Annotated in this window: 20 protein-coding genes; 10 read left to right on the forward strand and 10 right to left on the reverse strand. The window is 65.2% G+C overall.

Annotation, left to right across the window (positions count from 1 at the left end; genetic code table 11):
• Genes ACJ0G7_RS01105 through ACJ0G7_RS01115 form a run of 3 tightly spaced genes read left to right on the forward strand, consistent with a single transcriptional unit; the run spans position 1 to position 3,801 of the window.
• Entirely contained in the window at positions 1–1,698 is a 1,698-nt protein-coding gene (locus ACJ0G7_RS01105; protein WP_407394811.1) for a cbb3-type cytochrome c oxidase subunit I, read from the forward strand.
• A complete protein-coding gene (locus ACJ0G7_RS01110; protein ID WP_407394812.1) occupies positions 1,695–2,291 on the forward strand; it encodes a heme-copper oxidase subunit III in 597 nt (198 codons plus the stop codon). Before ACJ0G7_RS01105 ends, ACJ0G7_RS01110 begins: the two co-directional genes overlap by 4 nt.
• A 4-nt stretch (positions 2,292–2,295) precedes the next feature.
• The gene (locus ACJ0G7_RS01115) at positions 2,296–3,801 is read left to right on the forward strand and encodes a GMC oxidoreductase (protein ID WP_407394814.1); all 1,506 of its coding nucleotides are present in this window, start codon (positions 2,296–2,298) and stop codon (positions 3,799–3,801) included.
• A 10-nt stretch (positions 3,802–3,811) separates the two neighbouring features.
• On the opposite strand, the gene ACJ0G7_RS01120 is transcribed toward ACJ0G7_RS01115, so the two are convergent.
• The 6 genes from ACJ0G7_RS01120 to gorA form a co-directional block, all read right to left on the reverse strand.
• Positions 3,812–4,291, reverse strand: coding sequence for a hypothetical protein (locus tag ACJ0G7_RS01120; protein ID WP_043690482.1), 480 nt, complete (start codon positions 4,289–4,291; stop codon positions 3,812–3,814).
• 71 nt (positions 4,292–4,362) lie between these two features.
• On the reverse strand, positions 4,363–5,028 hold the full coding sequence (locus tag ACJ0G7_RS01125; protein ID WP_407394816.1) for a hypothetical protein: 666 nt from the start codon (positions 5,026–5,028) through the stop codon (positions 4,363–4,365).
• Positions 4,994–5,350, reverse strand: coding sequence for a hypothetical protein (locus ACJ0G7_RS01130; protein WP_043690477.1), 357 nt, complete (start codon positions 5,348–5,350; stop codon positions 4,994–4,996). The genes ACJ0G7_RS01125 and ACJ0G7_RS01130 overlap by 35 nt, the downstream gene beginning before the upstream one ends.
• Positions 5,347–5,703, reverse strand: a complete 357-nt coding sequence (locus tag ACJ0G7_RS01135; protein ID WP_407394818.1) for a hypothetical protein — start codon at positions 5,701–5,703, stop codon at positions 5,347–5,349. Before ACJ0G7_RS01135 ends, ACJ0G7_RS01130 begins: the two co-directional genes overlap by 4 nt.
• Positions 5,704–6,216, reverse strand: a complete 513-nt coding sequence (locus ACJ0G7_RS01140) for a MotA/TolQ/ExbB proton channel family protein (RefSeq protein WP_253912777.1) — start codon at positions 6,214–6,216, stop codon at positions 5,704–5,706.
• Between the two features lie 75 nt (positions 6,217–6,291).
• The gene (gene gorA, locus ACJ0G7_RS01145) at positions 6,292–7,668 is read right to left on the reverse strand and encodes a glutathione-disulfide reductase (RefSeq protein ID WP_407394821.1); all 1,377 of its coding nucleotides are present in this window, start codon (positions 7,666–7,668) and stop codon (positions 6,292–6,294) included.
• Between the two features lie 159 nt (positions 7,669–7,827).
• Here gorA and ACJ0G7_RS01150 point away from each other — a divergent pair, with 159 nt between their 5' ends.
• The 3 genes from ACJ0G7_RS01150 to ACJ0G7_RS01160 are packed head-to-tail and all read left to right on the forward strand — an operon-like array spanning position 7,828 to position 9,990.
• A complete protein-coding gene (locus tag ACJ0G7_RS01150) occupies positions 7,828–8,070 on the forward strand; it encodes a hypothetical protein (RefSeq protein WP_052378106.1) in 243 nt (80 codons plus the stop codon).
• Positions 8,045–9,271 (forward strand): glutathione S-transferase family protein, encoded by a 1,227-nt coding sequence (locus ACJ0G7_RS01155; protein ID WP_407394823.1) that lies wholly within the window; start codon positions 8,045–8,047, stop codon positions 9,269–9,271. Before ACJ0G7_RS01150 ends, ACJ0G7_RS01155 begins: the two co-directional genes overlap by 26 nt.
• 50 nt (positions 9,272–9,321) lie before the next feature.
• Complete coding sequence (locus ACJ0G7_RS01160; RefSeq protein WP_043696321.1) at positions 9,322–9,990, forward strand: ParB-like protein; 669 nt, start codon at positions 9,322–9,324, stop codon at positions 9,988–9,990.
• Here ACJ0G7_RS01160 and dnaA read toward each other — a convergent pair whose 3' ends face one another.
• The gene (gene dnaA, locus ACJ0G7_RS01165) at positions 9,991–11,373 is read right to left on the reverse strand and encodes a chromosomal replication initiator protein DnaA (RefSeq protein ID WP_043690468.1); all 1,383 of its coding nucleotides are present in this window, start codon (positions 11,371–11,373) and stop codon (positions 9,991–9,993) included.
• A gap of 74 nt (positions 11,374–11,447) precedes the next feature.
• Between dnaA and ACJ0G7_RS01170 the strand changes: the two genes are divergently transcribed.
• Genes ACJ0G7_RS01170 through ACJ0G7_RS01185 form a run of 4 tightly spaced genes read left to right on the forward strand, consistent with a single transcriptional unit; the run spans position 11,448 to position 13,902 of the window.
• Positions 11,448–12,575 (forward strand): trypsin-like peptidase domain-containing protein, encoded by a 1,128-nt coding sequence (locus ACJ0G7_RS01170; RefSeq protein WP_043690466.1) that lies wholly within the window; start codon positions 11,448–11,450, stop codon positions 12,573–12,575.
• A gap of 1 nt (position 12,576) precedes the next feature.
• Positions 12,577–13,227 (forward strand): TIGR04282 family arsenosugar biosynthesis glycosyltransferase, encoded by a 651-nt coding sequence (locus tag ACJ0G7_RS01175; protein WP_043690463.1) that lies wholly within the window; start codon positions 12,577–12,579, stop codon positions 13,225–13,227.
• On the forward strand, positions 13,215–13,526 hold the full coding sequence (locus ACJ0G7_RS01180; RefSeq protein WP_407394826.1) for a glycosyltransferase: 312 nt from the start codon (positions 13,215–13,217) through the stop codon (positions 13,524–13,526). The genes ACJ0G7_RS01175 and ACJ0G7_RS01180 overlap by 13 nt, the downstream gene beginning before the upstream one ends.
• Complete coding sequence (locus ACJ0G7_RS01185) at positions 13,483–13,902, forward strand: hypothetical protein (protein WP_407394827.1); 420 nt, start codon at positions 13,483–13,485, stop codon at positions 13,900–13,902. The genes ACJ0G7_RS01180 and ACJ0G7_RS01185 overlap by 44 nt, the downstream gene beginning before the upstream one ends.
• Before the next feature lie 7 nt (positions 13,903–13,909).
• On the opposite strand, the gene ACJ0G7_RS01190 is transcribed toward ACJ0G7_RS01185, so the two are convergent.
• Genes ACJ0G7_RS01190 through hisG form a run of 3 tightly spaced genes read right to left on the reverse strand, consistent with a single transcriptional unit; the run spans position 13,910 to position 16,841 of the window.
• Positions 13,910–14,413, reverse strand: coding sequence for a GNAT family N-acetyltransferase (locus tag ACJ0G7_RS01190; protein ID WP_043690459.1), 504 nt, complete (start codon positions 14,411–14,413; stop codon positions 13,910–13,912).
• Positions 14,413–16,191, reverse strand: coding sequence for an ABC transporter ATP-binding protein (locus tag ACJ0G7_RS01195; RefSeq protein WP_407394830.1), 1,779 nt, complete (start codon positions 16,189–16,191; stop codon positions 14,413–14,415). The genes ACJ0G7_RS01190 and ACJ0G7_RS01195 overlap by 1 nt, the downstream gene beginning before the upstream one ends.
• Entirely contained in the window at positions 16,191–16,841 is a 651-nt protein-coding gene (gene hisG / locus ACJ0G7_RS01200) for an ATP phosphoribosyltransferase (RefSeq protein WP_043690453.1), read from the reverse strand. Before hisG ends, ACJ0G7_RS01195 begins: the two co-directional genes overlap by 1 nt.
• Positions 16,842–16,848: the final 7 nt, after the last annotated feature.

Consider the following 16,848-nt stretch of genomic DNA (forward strand, 5'->3'; position numbering starts at 1 on the left):
ATGACGACCACCAAGTACGACCCCCGCATCCTCAAAGCGCCGCATCCGGTACCCGGTGCACCCGATAACTGGAAGCGGTTTTTCAGCTTCAACACCGATGCCAAGGTGATCGGCATCCAATACATCGCCACCTCGCTTTTCTTCCTGCTGGTGGGTGGTCTGCTGGCCATGATCGTGCGGGGCGAACTGATCACGCCACCGGCTGATCTGGTTGATCCGAGTGTTTACAACGGGCTCTACACAATGCACGGAACAGTGATGCTGTTCCTGTTTCTGTTCCCGATTCTCAACGGCTTCAACAATCTGTTGATCCCCACGATGATCGGTGCGCCGGACATGGCATTTCCGAAGCTGAACGCCGCGGCCTTCTGGCTGGTGCCGGTGTTCGCCGCGGTGCTGATGGGCAGCTTCTTCGCCCCCGGCGGACCGGCGTCATCGGGCTGGTGGTCCTACCCGCCGATGAGCCTTCAGAACCCCCTCGGGCACTTCATCAACGGCGAGTTCCTGTGGATCCTGGCGGTGGCCCTCTCGGGAATCTCCTCGATCATGGGTGCCGTCAATTTCGTGACGACGATCATCCGCATGCGGGCGCCCGGGATGACGTTTTTCCGCATGCCGCTGTTCGTGTGGACCGCCTGGGCTGCCCAGACCATCCAGCTGATCGGTTTGCCCGCTCTCACCGGCGGAGCGGTGATGCTGCTGTTCGACCTCAGCTTCGGCACCAGCTTCTTCCGCCCGGAAGGCGGTGGCGATCCGGTGCTGTTCCAGCACTTCTTCTGGTTCTATTCCCACCCCGCTGTTTACGTGCTGGTGCTGCCGGTGTTCGGCATCTTCTCCGAGCTGTTCCCGGTGTATGCCCGCAAGCCACTGTTCGGTTACCGCTTCGTGGCGATCGCCTCCTTCGGCATCACCTTCCTCAGCCTGATCGTGTGGGCCCACCACATGTTCTATACGGGCACGCCGAACTGGATGCGCCACATCTTCATGTTCACCACGATGCTGATCGCGGTACCCACGGGCGTGAAGGTGTTCGCCTGGTTGGGAACGTTGTGGCAGGGAAATTTAAGGCTGAACACGCCGATGCTCTTCTGCCTCGGCGGACTGTTCAACTTCATCTTCGCCGGCATCACCGGCGTGATGCTGGCCACGGTTCCGATCGACATTCACGTGGGCAACACCGCCTTCGTGGTGGCCCACTTCCACTACGTGATCTTCAACACGATCGGCTTCGGGGTGTTCGCCGGGATCTACCACTGGTTCCCCAAGTTCACCGGCCGGATGTACTACGAAGGCCTCGGCAAGGTGCACTTCGTGCTCACCTTCATCGGTGCCACCTTGAACTGGCTGCCCCTGCACTGGGCCGGTCTGCTGGGCATGCCCCGCCGTGTCGCCTCCTACGACCCGGAATTCGCGATCTGGAACGTGCTGGGCAGCATCGGTGCCTTCATGCTCGGCGTCGCCTCGATTCCCTTCATCCTCAACATCGTGAGCTCCTGGGCCCGGGGTCCGAAGGCTCCTCCCAATCCCTGGCGGGCCATCGGCCTGGAGTGGCTGCTGCCCTCCCCGCCACCAGCTGAGAACTTCGAGGACGACATCCCCACCGTGATCAGCGAGCCCTACGGCTACGGCCTGGGGCACCCCCTCGTCGAGGACGAGGAGTTCTACGTCCGCCGCTCCCATGGAGGCCTGACCCGATGACCAGCGTCAACCCCGATCTGCAGCTGAATCACACCCCCGGGCATGTGAAGCACGACGGTCACAACATGACCGGTTTCGTGATCTTCCTCTGCTCCGAGAGCGTGATCTTCCTGGCCTTCTTCGCCGGCTACGCGGTGCTCAAGCTCACGGCCCCCCAATGGCTCCCGGATGGTGTCGCGGGGTTGGAGGTGCGCATGCCACTGATCAACACCGTGGTGCTGGTGAGCTCCAGCTTTGTTGCCTACTTCGCTGAGCGCTACCTGCATCAGCGCAACCTCTGGGGCTTCCGGGCGGTCTGGCTGCTCACCATGGCCATGGGCTCGTACTTCGTCTACGGGCAGTACGTCGAATGGTCGGAGCTCACCTTCAGCCTCGGCAGCGGCGTCTTCGGCGGGATGTTCTACCTGCTCACCGGCTTTCACGGACTGCACGTGATCACCGGCATCCTGCTGATGGGCCTGATGCTGGCGCGTTCCTTCCGTCCGGGGAATTACGACAAGGGCGAAATGGGCGTCGCTTCGGTGAGCCTGTTCTGGCACTTCGTCGATGTGATCTGGATCATCCTCTTCCTCCTCATCTACGTCTGGCAGTAATCCCATGATCATCGACGACCGCCATTACGACGTCATCGTCATCGGCAGCGGAGCCGGTGGCGGCACCCTGGCCGGTGCCCTCAGCCGCAAGGGCAAATCCGTGCTGGTGCTGGAGCGCGGCGGGGCCATGGCTCTCGAGGACCAGAACGTCGCCGACGTGGATCTGTTCCGCAAGGACCGCTACCACCCCAAGAACGAACGCTGGTTCGGGCCGGACGGCGATCCCTTCGCGCCCCAGACCACCTACGCCCGCGGCGGCAACACCAAGATCTGGGGAGCTGTGCTCGAGCGCATGCGCGAGCAGGACTTCGGCGAAGTTCCTCTTCAGGAGGGCATCTCGCCGGCCTGGCCATTCGACTACAGCGAACTGGCGTCGTACTACGAGCAGGCGGAGCAGTTGTACCGGGTGCACGGCAAGGCGGGGGTGGACCCCACCGAGCCGGGCCGCAACGGTGATTACGTGGCCAAGCCCAAGCCGGTGGAGCCGTTCCTCGAACCCCTGCGTGCCGCGCTGCAACGCCAGGGATGCCAGCCGTACGACATTCCGATCAGCTGGTCCGAGGATCGGGACGACCCGAGCGGCGATTCCCAGCTGTTCGGCCTTGAAGCCGGAGATCCAGACCGGCTCACCCTGCGCGACAACGCCAGGGTGCTGCGACTGCATGTGAACCCCAGCGGCAGTGAGGTGAAGGCCGTGGAGGCGGAGCTGGATGGCGACACCTGGCTGTTCCGCTCTGATGTCGTGGTGCTGGCGGCCGGGGCCGTGAACACCCCGGTGATCCTGCTGCGTTCGGCGAACTCGCACCACCCCAAAGGCATCAGCAACGGCTCCGATCAGGTGGGCCGCAATCTGATGAATCTTCAGCTCACCTCGATCCTGCAGCTGGCCACGGAACGCAACAGCGGCAGATACGGGCGCTCTCTGGGCATCAACGACTACTACTGGGGTGACAAGAACGTCAGCTTCCCGCTTGGCCACATCCAGACAGCCGGAGGCGTTCTGCAGGACGCGTTGTTTGCCGAGTCACCACCAGTGCTTTCCCTGGTGAGCAAAATGATCCCCGATTTCGGCCTTGAGCGACTGGCGTCCCGCTCCGTCGCCTGGTGGGCGATGACGGAGGTGATGCCGGATCCCCACAACAAGATCTGGCTGCACAACGACCAGATCAGGATCAATTACATCCACAACAACCGGGAAGCGCATGACCGCTTGGTCTACCGCTGGATCGACACCCTGAAGGAGGTGGAGAAGGATCCGGTGACCAAGGTGGTGTTGAAGGCACCCACCCATGCCCGCGGTGGAGCCCCGATGAGCGTTGTGGGTTATGGCTGCGGTTCCTGCCGCATGGGTGAGGATCCCTCGAGCTCCGTGGTCGATGGCTTCGGCAAGTGCCATGAGCTTGACAACCTCTACCTCGCCGATGCGAGTGTCTTCCCGAGCTGTCCGAGCGTCGGACCGGGCCTCACGGTGATCGCGCTGGCCCTTCGCCTGGCGGACACCCTCGCCTAGGCGTCGGACATCAGGAATCAGGGCGACCGAGCAGGTAGGCCCGCAAGGATCCGATCGGTCCCTGCTGTGGTGCGTCCTGGAGCAGCCGACCTGCCAGCAGAGCACCACCGATGACCTCATTGGGCAGCAATCGCGACACGAGACGTGCCTCCAGCTCGCTGTTGATCTCCTCACTGGGATAGAGCATGAGCACGGCCATCACTTCACCGTCGTCCATCAGCCAGCGCACCAGGGGCGTGATCTGGTCATCACTGAGGAAACTGCGGCCATTGCGCCCGAACAGGTGCTGCACGGCATGAAACAGCTCGTGCCGCGCCACTTCCATCGGGGATCGCTGTTTCTCACGGATCCGCTCCATGCACAGGTTGATCTCCTGCCGTCCGGGGTCGTAACTGCCGACCGCCCCCTCCTGAGACCTGCACCACTCGCCCCCCTGCACGGTTCCCACCCCAAGCCACGACGCGAGGAGCAGAAGCAGGAGAGTGGGCATCAGGCATTAACGCATTCTTAACTTCACCATAAGGTCTTCTTGGCCCGGTCCCTGTCGCTGTTGCGACCGACTCAGGGTTCTCTCAGCAGGAAAACCCTGTCTCCGAAAACCTTCACCAGATAGGTGCCGGACTCCGCCTCAACGGAGAGCTCATGAAGATCCGTTGCATCCATGTCGGCAACGTCGTCGAGCGAGAGCTCCCGCAGTTCTCCGATCACCGGCTTCGGCCCCAGCAGGTCTTCCGGCCAGACCGGCACCCCCATCGCCAGTCCCCACAGCCGATCGAGAGCGTCCCCGTCCAGCGCTTGCAACGGCGCGCTCGGCGCCGTTGCAACGACCGTTTCCTGCCGCTGAGCCGTCTGCTCCTGGGGTGCCGGAATCGCCGTTGGTGCACTGACATCCGGCAGCACCTTGGTGGTCACCCGTTGTTGCTGGGGTGGGCAGTCCGGCTTGGGGTCAGGCAGCTCGATCTTCTGCAGCACGTCGGCAGCCGGGGGAGGAAGCGTGCCGCTCAGATCCAACCCCACAGCAGCCAGCGTCTGCTGTTGTGATGCCCGTCGGGTGATCCGCACCAGCTGGGCGGTGTTGTCGATGCTGACGCTCTGGTCCGAATCACCCACTCGGCTTTCAGCGCCGCTTCTGGAGATCCAGACGCTGTGAACAACCAGAGAGAGGCCGACGGGAAGTGCGAGCAGCAGCAGCTCAGGAGCGCGCTGTCGGAGGGAGCTGAAGTTCAACATCGAGTGATGTCTGATCAAGAAGGGAGACAAGGTCCTGCACCACACCCCAGGTGACCCCGGGTGACGCCACCAGCCGCACGCGGGCGGTGGCGTTGAAGCGTTCGGCCCGTTGAACCAGGGCGGGCATCACCGCCGCATCGATGGGGCGATTCCAGAGACGGACTGAACCGTCCCTACCCACGAAGAAGGTGATCACCCCATCCCGGGCAGACATCTGGGCCCGCCACTGGGGCAGAACGATCAATCCCGTGATCAGCAGCAGCTGGGACACGGCGACCAGGGAGAAACCGACCGACCAGCGCAGAGAGGAGGAGGTCACAGCTGGATCTCCTCCAGCTGCAGACGCACCGGACCAGCGCTGTTGCTCTGTAGCCAGGCCAGATCGTCGGCCACCAGCGAGGCCGATCTGGCACTGGACGGCAGGAAGCTGACGCCACCCGGAGGCAGGTCCGGCCCCATGAGGATCCGAGCCAGAAGATTGGAGGCCATCGGCTCGCCGTTCAGATACCAGCTGCCGCTGGAGGAGCGCACAACGAACCAGCGTTCGGCCTGGCTGTCGACCAGGGGGACGCTTGGACTCTCGATCGGTGTCTCTCTGAGAGAACTTGGGAGCAGTGCCAGGGCTGTCGTCAACGTCACGGTGACAGCGCTGAGGGCGAGGACAAGCGGCATTCAGACCTCCAGACAGGCCTCGCGCAACTGGGCCACAACGGACCGGCGCTGCATGCGATTGATGCGCTGCACCAGCAGCGCCACCATCGCCACCACCAGCCCGAGAGCCGTGCCCACCAGGATGGTTCCGTAATCCGACAGCAGGGTCTCCCCCCTGGGAAGCAGGAGATCCGGACCGAGGGCCTGGAGAAGTTTCATCAGTCCCAGCACCGTGCTGAGCAACCCCATCAGAGGACCCAGCACCATCGCCAGATCAAGGCTGGGCTCCCAGCGGCTGAATTGGCGATCCAGTCGGCGCAGCTTCTGTTCGAGCACCCTGCTGGCTTCGGCGTTGGTCAGCCCTGACAGGGAGGTCCGGAGGGCATCGAGGCAACCGGGCTGCTCCCGCCTCCAGCTGAGCCAGTAGATCAGGCGCTCGAATCCTGCTGAGAGCACAGCGATGGAGAGCAGCAGCAACGGTGCCATCAGCGCACCTCCCTGCTTCAGTGCCTCAGCGCCGAACAACCGGATCAAGCGAATGCCCAGAAATTAGGTCGAAACACTGGTTCTGCAGGTCACTGACCTGCTTGACAGAGCCGATCCGGATCATCACCCCATGGTCACGAACTCCTCCGAGACGGAGGGATGCAGCGCCATGGTGCGATCGAAATCAGCCTTGGTGGCTCCCATTCCAACGGCGATGGCCGCCATCTGGATGATCTCCGCGGCGTGCTCTCCCACCATGTGGCAGCCGAGCACACGGCCTCCCTCCCGCTGCAGCACAAGCTTCAGCAGACAGCGATGACCGCTGGCGGGAAGCGCTCTGGACATCGAACGGAAGCGGGCCCGGTGCACCGTGACCGCTTCCTCGCCGAAGCGCTCGATCGCAGCCTGTTCCGACAATCCGACGCTGGCCAGTTCCGGGTCGGAGAACACCGCGGTGGCCACCAGGTCGTGATTCACCTGCCGCGGCCTGCCGCCGAAGACGCTGTCGGCATAGGCCCTGCCTTCATCGATGGCCACCGGTGTGAGGTTGATCCGATCGGTGACGTCGCCGACGGCATGGATGTGGGGCACGGACGTGGCCTGATCCGCATCCACCAGAACGCGTCCACGGTCGACCGCGACGCCGGCGATCTCGAGGCCGAGCCCCTCCAGCCGGGGACGACGGCCCGTGGCCATCAGCACGCCGCCGCAGGGGAGGCGGCGGCCATCAGACAGCTCCACCGTCAACCCGGCTGACGGGTCATCGGGCGACACGCGGTCGACGGCATGGACCGTGCGATCGAACAACACCTGGATGCCGCTGTCCTGCATCCCGGTCAGAACCGCATCGGCCAGCTCATGGTCAAAGCCCCGCAGCAGACGGGAGCCCCGCACCACCTGGGTCACCGAGACCCCGAGGCCCCGGAGGATGCAGGCGAATTCACAGGCGATGAATCCAGCACCCACCACCACGACCTGATCCGGGTAGGTCTCCTGCAGGAACATGTCGTCACTCAGCCAGGTGTGTTCCGCGCCGGGGATCGAGGGCCGGATCGGCTGACCGCCGACGGCGATCAGAATCCGGGCTGCTCCGAGCTCTCGCTCGATCGGTCCACCGGGCGTGGCGGACAGACCGATGCGATCAGGAGCCGTGAACCGGCCCCAGCCCTGCAGCAACTCCACCCCGGCCTCCGAGAGCATCTGGCGATGGCGGAGGTTGAGGCGATCAACCTCCGAACGCACGCGCTCCAGCAGTTCACTCACATCCGAGCGCACAGCCTCGACGTGCAGGCCGTAGGAGGGCGCGTCCTGCAGCTGATGCCGGGCCTGCGCGCCGTAGACCAGCAGCTTTTTCGGAACACAGCCACGGATCACGCAGGTCCCCCCGACCCGATCTCCTTCCGCAATCGCCACCCGCGCCCCGTGGCGAACCGCCCGCTTGGCGGCAGCCAGACCACCGGAACCCGCTCCCAGAACGATCAGATCAAAATCGGCATCCATCCGCAACACCTCAGGGGGTCCCATTCTCTTGACGCCCGGGAAGCGGAGACGGGTGCCCGGGAACACCTGCGCTTAGGTAAAGGCAGAGTTATGGTCCGGGAAAGATGTCCTGAAGGACCCGTAAACCGCTGTTCCGCAGTTGCTTGAGCCCTCTTACCGATGAAACAACCCCAGCGTCACTCTCAGCAGTCCCCTGACCTGCAGCAGGCTCCCAGCGCTCAGCGTCGCGAAATCGTGATGATGCTGACCATGGACGACCTGAAACAACGCCTTGATCAGCTGGCACGTGAGGGCCGCCAGCAGGACTGTCTGGCCCTGATGAAGGAACTCGGCGACTGGCAGTCCTATGGCAGAGGGAACGTCGCGCCGATCCTGCATGCCCCCTACACCGGCAACTCCTGAAGCTCAGAGCTGGGAGCAGTTAAGTCAACACATCGGCCAGGAACCGGACCGCATCAACGGTCCCACCAGCTCCCAGGCCGTTCTGCGTCTGTTCGGGCACTCCGAATCCGACGTCAGGGTCACCCTCTACCGCGACCATCACGCCTGGTGCCCTTACTGCCAGAAAGTGTGGCTGTGGCTTGAGTTCCAGCGCATCCCGTACCGCATCCGCAAGGTGACGATGCGCTGCTACGGCAGCAAGGAGCCCTGGTTTCTGCAGCTGGTGCCATCGGGAATGCTTCCCGCCCTTGAGCTGGACGGACAGCTGATCACCGAAAGCGACGTGATCCTGCTGAGCCTGGAGCAGGCCTTCGGACCGCTCGGCCTGCCGCTGATGGATCCACGGGCTCTGGAGCTGCGGCAGCTGGAGCGTCTGCTCTTCCGGGCCTGGTGTCTCTGGCTCTGCTCCCCGGGCCTGAGGCCGAGACAGCAGCAGCAGGCCCGCGACCAGTTCCAGCGCACGGCGCAACGGATGGAACAGGCCCTGGAGCAGACCCCTGGTCCGTGGCTGGATGACCAGGGACCGGGCGGCGTGGACCTGGTGTTCGTGCCCTATGTGGAGCGGATGAACGCCTCCCTGGCCTACTACAAGGGGTATCGCCTCCGTCGCGAACATCCGGCGATCGATCGCTGGTTTGCGGCGCTTGAACAGCTGGAGACCTACCGGGGCACCCAGAGCGACATGCACACCCATGCCCATGATCTTCCGCCGCAGATGGGCGGCTGCTGGCCGGATGTTTCCGAGAGCCAGCAGTCACTGGCGGAAGCCATTGATCGCGGCGACGGGCTCGGACAGGACGAAACCAGCTGGACCGACGACGATCCGAAGCGGACAACAGCTCTTGCCCTTGGTCGGGTGATGCGACACCGCGACCAGCTGCTGGCGCTGAACCCCCTCGGGAGCGAGCGGTTCGATCAGCCCCTGCGCGCCGCACTGACCCAGCTGATCACCGGACGCCCCTGCCGACCGACCTCCGGAAGTGCAGCCGGACTGCGGTATCTCCGGGATCGAATCTCCGTTCCGAGAGACATGCCGCTGCCGGCGGCGCGGCTGCTGCGGCAGTGTCTCGAGGCGACGGCAGCACTGGATGGCCCGGCCGCTCCCCGACCGCTGCCGATCCGGGATCGATACGACCAGGATCCCCAGGCCTTTCTGAGATAGCCCTGACCCAGGCCTGCTCCGCCATAGTGACGGTGCGCCTGCACCGACGCGTGCCCCTGCAGCTCCCGGCCTTCGAACCGATTCCAGAAGCGGGCAAAGGCACACAGCTGCTGGAAGTTCCCGTCGCCAGGCTTCGCCCGACCCAGTGGTGCGTCGGTCTGGCAGAGGTCTGGGCCCGGCAGCAGGACTTCGCCCAGGAAAGCCGGGAGGAACGCCTCAGCGCTCTCCGGCAGAAGCCGGTTCCTCTGGTGCGCAGCGCGGCCGGTGATCTCTGGATGGTGGATCGACATCACCGGCTGCGCGGCCTGCTCGGACTGGATCCCCACGCCTCGGCATGGGGATACGTGATTGCGGAACCAGCCGTGAGCGATCCGCAGGAGGTGCTGGCCTTTCTGGAAGCGAAGGGTTGGCTGTACCTGGTGGATGGACGGGGCAACGGACCCCGGATGGCAGCGGAACTGCCGGGTTCGCTGCTGGATCTTGACGATGATCCCTATCGCAGCCTGGTCTGGAAGCTGAAGAAGGAGGGATTCATCAAACCGCAGCCCCAGATCCCGTATCACGAATTCCGCTGGGGAGCCTGGTTGCGCCGCCGCCCTCTGCCTCCCTTCAGTTCGCGGAGTCTGGAACCGGCGCTTGCTCCGGCCCGCCGTCTGGTCTGTTCCCCTGCCGCTTCCGACATGGCCGGTTGGCGCGGAGACAAAAAGGCCTGCCGCTGATCAGCGGCGCCGGCGTGAATCGATCTGGAGCAGATCCCGCACCTTCTGCACCTGGCCGGCCAGCTGAGGATCCGCAGAGAGCTTCTTCTCCACCTGCTCGATCGCGTACATCACGGTGGTGTGATCCTTGCCGCCGAAGGTGTCGCCGATGCGGGGAAGACTGAGATCCGTTCCCTGGCGCATCAGGTACATGCCCACCTGCCTGGCCTGACTGACCGCACGGCGACGGGTGCTGCTGCGCATCTCATCGGCCGTGACATCGAAGACCTCCGACACCTTCTCGATCACCTGCTGCGGCGTCACCTTCACCCCCTGCCCCGTGGGATCGAGCATCGGTGCCACCGACTCCACCGTCATCGGCAGGCCCGTGATCGAGGCGAAGGCCACAGCCCTTGTGAAAGCCCCCTCCAGCTCGCGGATGTTGGAGGTGAAGCGTCCGGCGATGTAGTGAATCAGATCGCGGGGCAACGCCATGCGCTCCTGCTCCGCCTTCTTCTGGAGAATCGCCATGCGGGTCTCCAGATCCGGGGCCTGGATGTCGGCGATCAGCCCCATCTGGAACCGAGAGATCAGCCGCTGCTGCAGTCGGGGGATCTGACTGGGGGGCCTGTCGCTGGCGATCACCACCTGCTTTCCCGCCTCATGCAGGGCATTGAAGGTGTGAAAGAACTCCTCCTGGGTGTACTCCTTGCCTTCGATGAACTGGATGTCATCCACCAGCAGCAGATCTGCGGCGCGGTAGCGGTCGCGGAAGGCCTTGGTGCTCTTCTTGCTGATGCTGTCGATCAGGTCATTGGTGAAGGTCTCGGTGGAGACGTAGGCCACATGGGCATCGGGATCGATCTCAAGCCGGTAGTGACCGATGGCCTGCATGAGATGGGTCTTGCCCAGACCGACGCCGCCGCAGAGAAACAGTGGATTGAACTCACGGCCGGGAGCTTCCGCCACGGCCAGGGCAGCGGCATGGGCCATGCGGCTGTTGGGACCCACCACGAAGCGACTGAACACATAGCGGGGGTTCAGTCCCGGCAGATAGCGCCGTGGTGGAGGCCCGGATCCTCCTGAGGGAGCCGGTGCAGGCGCTTCCACCGGGTCGGACGGGGCGTTGTCGGGTGGCGCCAGAGCGGTGTCCGCCAGAACCGTGACCTGCACCGCCTGACCGCACACCGAGCTGGCCAGCTCGGCGATGGTGGGGAGCAGCTGCTCCCTCAGCCGGATGCTGGCGAACGGGTTGGGAGCGAGCAGCTTCAGTTCTCCGTTGGCGAAGCCGCTGCAGCCCGTGGGCCGGATGAATGTTTCGAAGGTGGGCTTGCTGAGCTTGGTCTGCAGCCCCTGCTGCACCTGGTTCCAGAGCTCCTCGCCCGTCAGCACCGCCACTGCCATCTCCCTCAGCGCCGAATCTACGCAGGATGCCCCGGCAAACCCGCCTTAAATGAAGCAGGAGACACCAAGTCGGGATGCAGCGATCAATCGCCTGGATCGGGATCGCCCTGATCGCCACCAGCCTCAGCTCCTGCGCCCAGTTGCGGCAGCAGCTGGGGCTGGAGCAGGAGGCACCCGTGACACTGCCGCCGGTGGTGAACGACGAACCCCGGACGGCACCGCTTCAACCGGGCGAGAACGTGATCGTCAAAGCGGTCGATCGCGTGGGCCCTGCGGTGGTCCGGATCGACACGGTGAAGGAGGTGAACAACCCGCTGGGCAGCATGTTCGGATTTGGGCCGTCGACCCAGCGCCAGCAGGGGCAGGGCTCCGGGTTCATCACCCGCACCAACGGTCTGATCTTCACCAACGAACATGTGGTGCGGGGAGCGGACACCGTGGCCGTGACACTTCCGGATGGCCGCAGCTTCAATGGGAAGGTGCTCGGTGGCGATCCACTCACCGACGTGGCGGTGGTGAAGGTGGTGGCCGAAAACCTGCCCGTGGCCAGCCTCGGGGACTCCAACACGCTGCGACCGGGGGAATGGGCGATCGCCATCGGCAATCCCTTCGGCCTCAACAACACCGTCACCGCCGGCATCATCAGTGCCGTGGGCCGCACCAACGCCATCGGAGCCGGCCAGCGGGTTCCCTACATCCAGACGGATGCAGCCGTGAATCCCGGCAACAGCGGCGGCCCGCTGATCAATGCCTCCGGCCAGGTGATCGGAATGAACACGGCGATCCGGCAGGCACCGGGTGCCGGCCTCAGCTTCGCGGTGCCGATCAACCTGGCCAAGCGCATCGCCCAGCAGATCGTCAGCACCGGACAGGCCTCCCATCCGTTCATCGGCGTGCAGCTGCGCAGCCTCACCCCGCAGCTGGCCCGCGAGATCAACGCCACGGGCAACACCTGCGAAGTCCCGGAGGTCAACGGCGTTCTGGTGGTGGAAGTGGTGCCCGGCACCCCGGCGGCCGAAGCCGGCATCCAGCAGTGCGACCTGATTCAGAAGGTGGACGGTGCCGAGGTCAGCAACCCCTCGGAGGTGCAGCTGGCCGTGGATCGCGGTCAGGTCGGCGAACCGATGCAGCTGATGCTGGAGCGGAAGGGGCAGCCACTCACCGTTGAGGTGCGTCCCAAGGAACTGCCGCGCAAGAGCTGAGATGCCGCCAGGAGCCGCGCTTGTGGTGATGGCCCGTTGGCCCGCGGCAGGACGCTGCAAACGTCGCCTGGCGCACGATCTCAGCCAGGTGCTGCAGCACCCCGTTGCCGCCGAACGGGCAGCGCACATTCAGCGACGGCTGACCGGACACACCCTGGCCGTGGCGAAGCGGCTGCAACAGGACGGGCAACTGGATGTTGTGCTGGCGGTGAGTGGAACAGGGCCCGGCGCAGCAAGGCGTTGGGCTGGCAGCCTCGGCGTCGGCTCCGTCCGGCTTCAGGGAGGCGGAGGGCTGGGCACGCGGCTGCGACGGCAGCTGCTGCTGTCCCGCCGAACCGACGGTCCGACCCTCGTGATCGGAACGGATCTGCCGTGGCTGAACCGCCGTGACCTGCTGGCGGCCATCGAGATGCTCCAACGCAGCGACCTGGTGCTGGGGCCGGCGGAGGACGGCGGTTACTGGCTGATCGGGCTGTCCCGGGAGCTGCTGAGGCAACCGGCGCTCTGGCCGCTGAGCGGCATCCCCTGGGGCGGGGAACGGGTGCTCGCCAGCACGCTGGCGCAGGCGGCCGATCGCGGAGTCAGCACGATGCTGCTGGGGGAACGCAACGACCTCGATCAGCTGACGGATCTGCGGCCTTGGCTGGGCTGAGCGTGGTGATTCCGGCCCTCAACGAAGCCGGCACCCTCCCACTGCTGCTGGCGGATCTGGCCACATGGCCGGGGGATCTGGAGATTCTTGTGGTGGATGGGGGCAGTGGCGATGCCACGGCTGCGGTGACCCGCATCGGCGGGGCCGGCCTGCTGCGAAGCCCTGTCGCTGGCCGCGGGCAGCAGCTGCGCTGGGGGGCCGCCCAGGCGCACGGAGCCCTGGCTGCTGGTGCTGCATGCCGACAGCCGTCTGCCCATGGGCTGGGTCGACGCCGTCACAGCGGTGCTGGAACGTCCTGACGCGGAGAGACAGGCCTGGTACTTCGATTTCAGGGTCTCGGAACAGCGCCCGATGCTGCGTCTGCTGGAGGCGGCCGTGGCCTGGCGCAGTCGCTGGCGGCAACGCCCCTACGGCGATCAGGGGCTCCTGATCCACCGCAGGCTCTACTCCGCTGTGGGGGGATATCGGCCGATTCCTCTGATGGAGGATCTTGACCTTGTCCAGCGCCTCAGCGCTCAAACCCGGCTCCGGCGGATCGGTCACCCCCTGATCACGAGCGGCCGTCGCTGGCGACGACAGGGGGTGCTGCACCTGGCCTGGCGAAACGCCCTGCTGAGGCGTCGCTGGGCCCGGGGCGCATCAGCAGACGGCCTGGCTCGGGATTACAGACGCTGAGCCTGTCTCAGCTGGCGTACCAGAAGGCACAGCGATGCTGCTGGGGCTCCAGTTCCCAGCCCTGGCGCTGATAGAAGGACACCACACCGGGATCCGCGAACAGACTGACCCGTTCGGTGCCCATCTGCTCGAGCGCCTCCAGCACATAGGCCATCATCTGACGGCCAAGGCCGCTTCCCTGATACAGCGGATGCACGGCCACGTCCCACACGGTGGCTTCGAACACACCATCGCCGGTGCAGCGGGCGAAACCCACCAGGCGTGGAATGCGCGGGTCATGACGCCAGAGCCCCACCTTCAGGAGGCTGTTGGCCAGTGCCTTGCGGACCCGCCGCACCGGACGGCGACTCCAGCCGACCGCCTCCAGCAGCTGCTCCAGTTCGACCAGGTCGAAGGAATGCGTCTGACTGAACACCAGGGTGAGCTGGTCGTTGGCGCACGGGCAGAGGCGGGCATCGGCGCCGTACTGCTGCAGCAGCTCTTCCGTCGGCATCGGTAGGGACTGCATCATCACAGTCTGGCCAGCCCCCGCTCCTGCAGATCCGCCAGCTGGGCGTAGAGGCCCCCGCGAGCGCGCAGCTCAAGGTGGGTGCCCTGCTCGATCAGCTCACCCCGGCGCAGCACCAGGATGCGGTCGGAAGCCTCCACTGTCGCCAGCCGGTGAGCGATCACCACGGCGGTGCGTCTCTGCAGCAGGCGGTCGAGATCCCGCTGCAACGTGGCTTCCGTCGCTGGATCCATGAAAGCGGTGGCTTCATCCATCACCAGCACGGTGGGGTTGCGGATCGCCACCCGGGCGACCGCCAGCAGCTGGCGCTCTCCGGAGGAGAGATTGCCGCCCCGTTCCCGCAGCGGAGTCTGCAGACCCTGGGGCAGACGGGCGAAGAGGGGATCAAGGCCGAGGTCGCGGCAGATCCCCTGCAGCTCCCCGTCGCTGATGTCGGCATTGAGCCTCAGATTGTCGGCGACGTTGCCGCTGAACAGAAAGGTGTCCTGCAGCACCACCCCCAGCTGCCGCCGCAGATCGGCGATCGGGATGCTGCGGATGTCGCGACCATCGAGAAGGATGCGTCCCCGCTGCGGCTCATAGAGACGGCAGAGCAGACGGATCACGGTGGTCTTGCCGGAGCCGGTGGGTCCCACCAGGGCCACGTGTTCGCCGGGAGCGATCCGGAAGGAGAGATGGTGAAGGATCGGCTCATCCGGCCTGTAACCGAAGCAGACGTCCTCGAAGATCACCTCTCCGATGCCGCTGCCGTTGAGCGGGCGCGCGTCTCTGGCCTCCAGGATCTCGAGGGGCTCCTCCATCAGTTCACCGATGCGCTCCACGGCCGTCAGGCCGCGCTGGATCTGCGTGAATCGTTCCGCCAGCTGCCGCAGGGGATCGAACAGTCGCTGGGAGTAGAGGATGAAGGTGGTGAGGATGCCCAGACCCATCGCTCCGTCGGTGACCATCCAGCCGCCGAGCGCCAGGACGAGGGCCACCGCTCCGAGCGCCACCCATTCCAGGAAGGCGGAGATGCTGCTGTCGAAGAAAATGGTGCCGTTGACGGCCCGGCGGTAGGCAAGACCCGTTTTCAGGAAGCGCCGGCTGTTGACCTCCTCGCGGCGGAACATCTGCACCACCTCCAGACCCTGCAGGTTCTCCTGGAAGTCGGCATTGAGTTTGGAAAGCTCTTCCCTTTCGCTGTAGTTGGCCACGCGGTAGCGGCCCTGCAGCCAGAGAACCACCATGGTCACGGGAATCTGGGTGACCAGCAACAGCAGACCGATCCGCCATTCGATCAGCAGCATCGAGACGGCGATGACCACAAGACTGACCAGATCGCCGAGCACGCCGACGGCACCGCTGCCGAACACCTCGGCGAGGGCATCCACATCACTGGTGAGTCGGGTGAGCAACTTGCCCACCTGCATGGAGTCGTGAAACCGCAGCGACAGCGCCAGCGCGTGCTTGAACAGATCGTCTCGGATGCGGGCGGTGAGACGCTGCCCAACCGCCTGGATGTTGAAGGTCTGCAGCCCCAGCAGCCCCAGACGCAGCAGCACAGCGCAGAGCAGCAGCCCGACGATGATCCGCATCGCCTCCTGGGTGGAGCGATCCGCGAGCCACGGCAGGCTCGCTTCGCCGCGAAGCACACTGATCGCCTGGCCGACCAGCAGAGGCTGGATCGACCCCGCCAGAGCGACGGGCAGCAGCAGCAGCACGGTGAGCACCAGTCGGCGCCGGTCATGAGCCAGGTATCGCCCGAGGCGGCGAACCCGCTGCCAGTCCCCGATGACATTCATCAGGCCATGGCTCCGACCGGTTGCGCAAGGCGCATGGCGTCAACAATGGCTCCCAGTTCCCCCGTGTCGAGGCGCAGGGACAGGGGATGGCCCACCAGGCGGGCGGTGGACTGGAACAGATCCTCGATCGCCACCAGCCCGTTGTCCCGCAGGGTGCGGCCGGTGGCCACCAGATCAACGATCGCCTCCGACATGCCGGTGATCGGGCCGAGTTCGACGGAACCGTTCAGATGCACCAGCTCCACAGGCAGGTCGAGAGCATCGAAGAACGCCCGGGCACAGTGGGTGAACTTGCTGGCGACACGGCAGTGGGGGGGCAGGTCGGCGGCACGGGTGTAACCGCTGCTGGCCTTCACCGCCACCGCCATGCGGCAGCCGCCGAAACCGAGGTCCACCAGCTGGGCGACGGGGAGCTGGTGCTCCCGAAGAACGTCGTACCCCACCACACCGAGCTGGGCCTGGCCATAGGCCACGTAGGTGGGAACATCGCCATTGCGCACCAGCAGGGCGCGGGCCCGACCGCAGGGGGTGGGCAACATCAACTGGCGATTGTTCTTGTCGAGAACAGCGGAGAAATCGAGCCCGGCCGCCGCGAATCGGGTCACCGAATCCTTGAGCAGCGCCCCCTTGGCCAGTGCGACGGTGATCATGGGGGCC

Origin of the sequence: Parasynechococcus sp., from assembly GCF_045559935.1 — a bacterium.
Taxonomy (GTDB): Bacteria; Cyanobacteriota; Cyanobacteriia; order PCC-6307; family Cyanobiaceae; genus Parasynechococcus.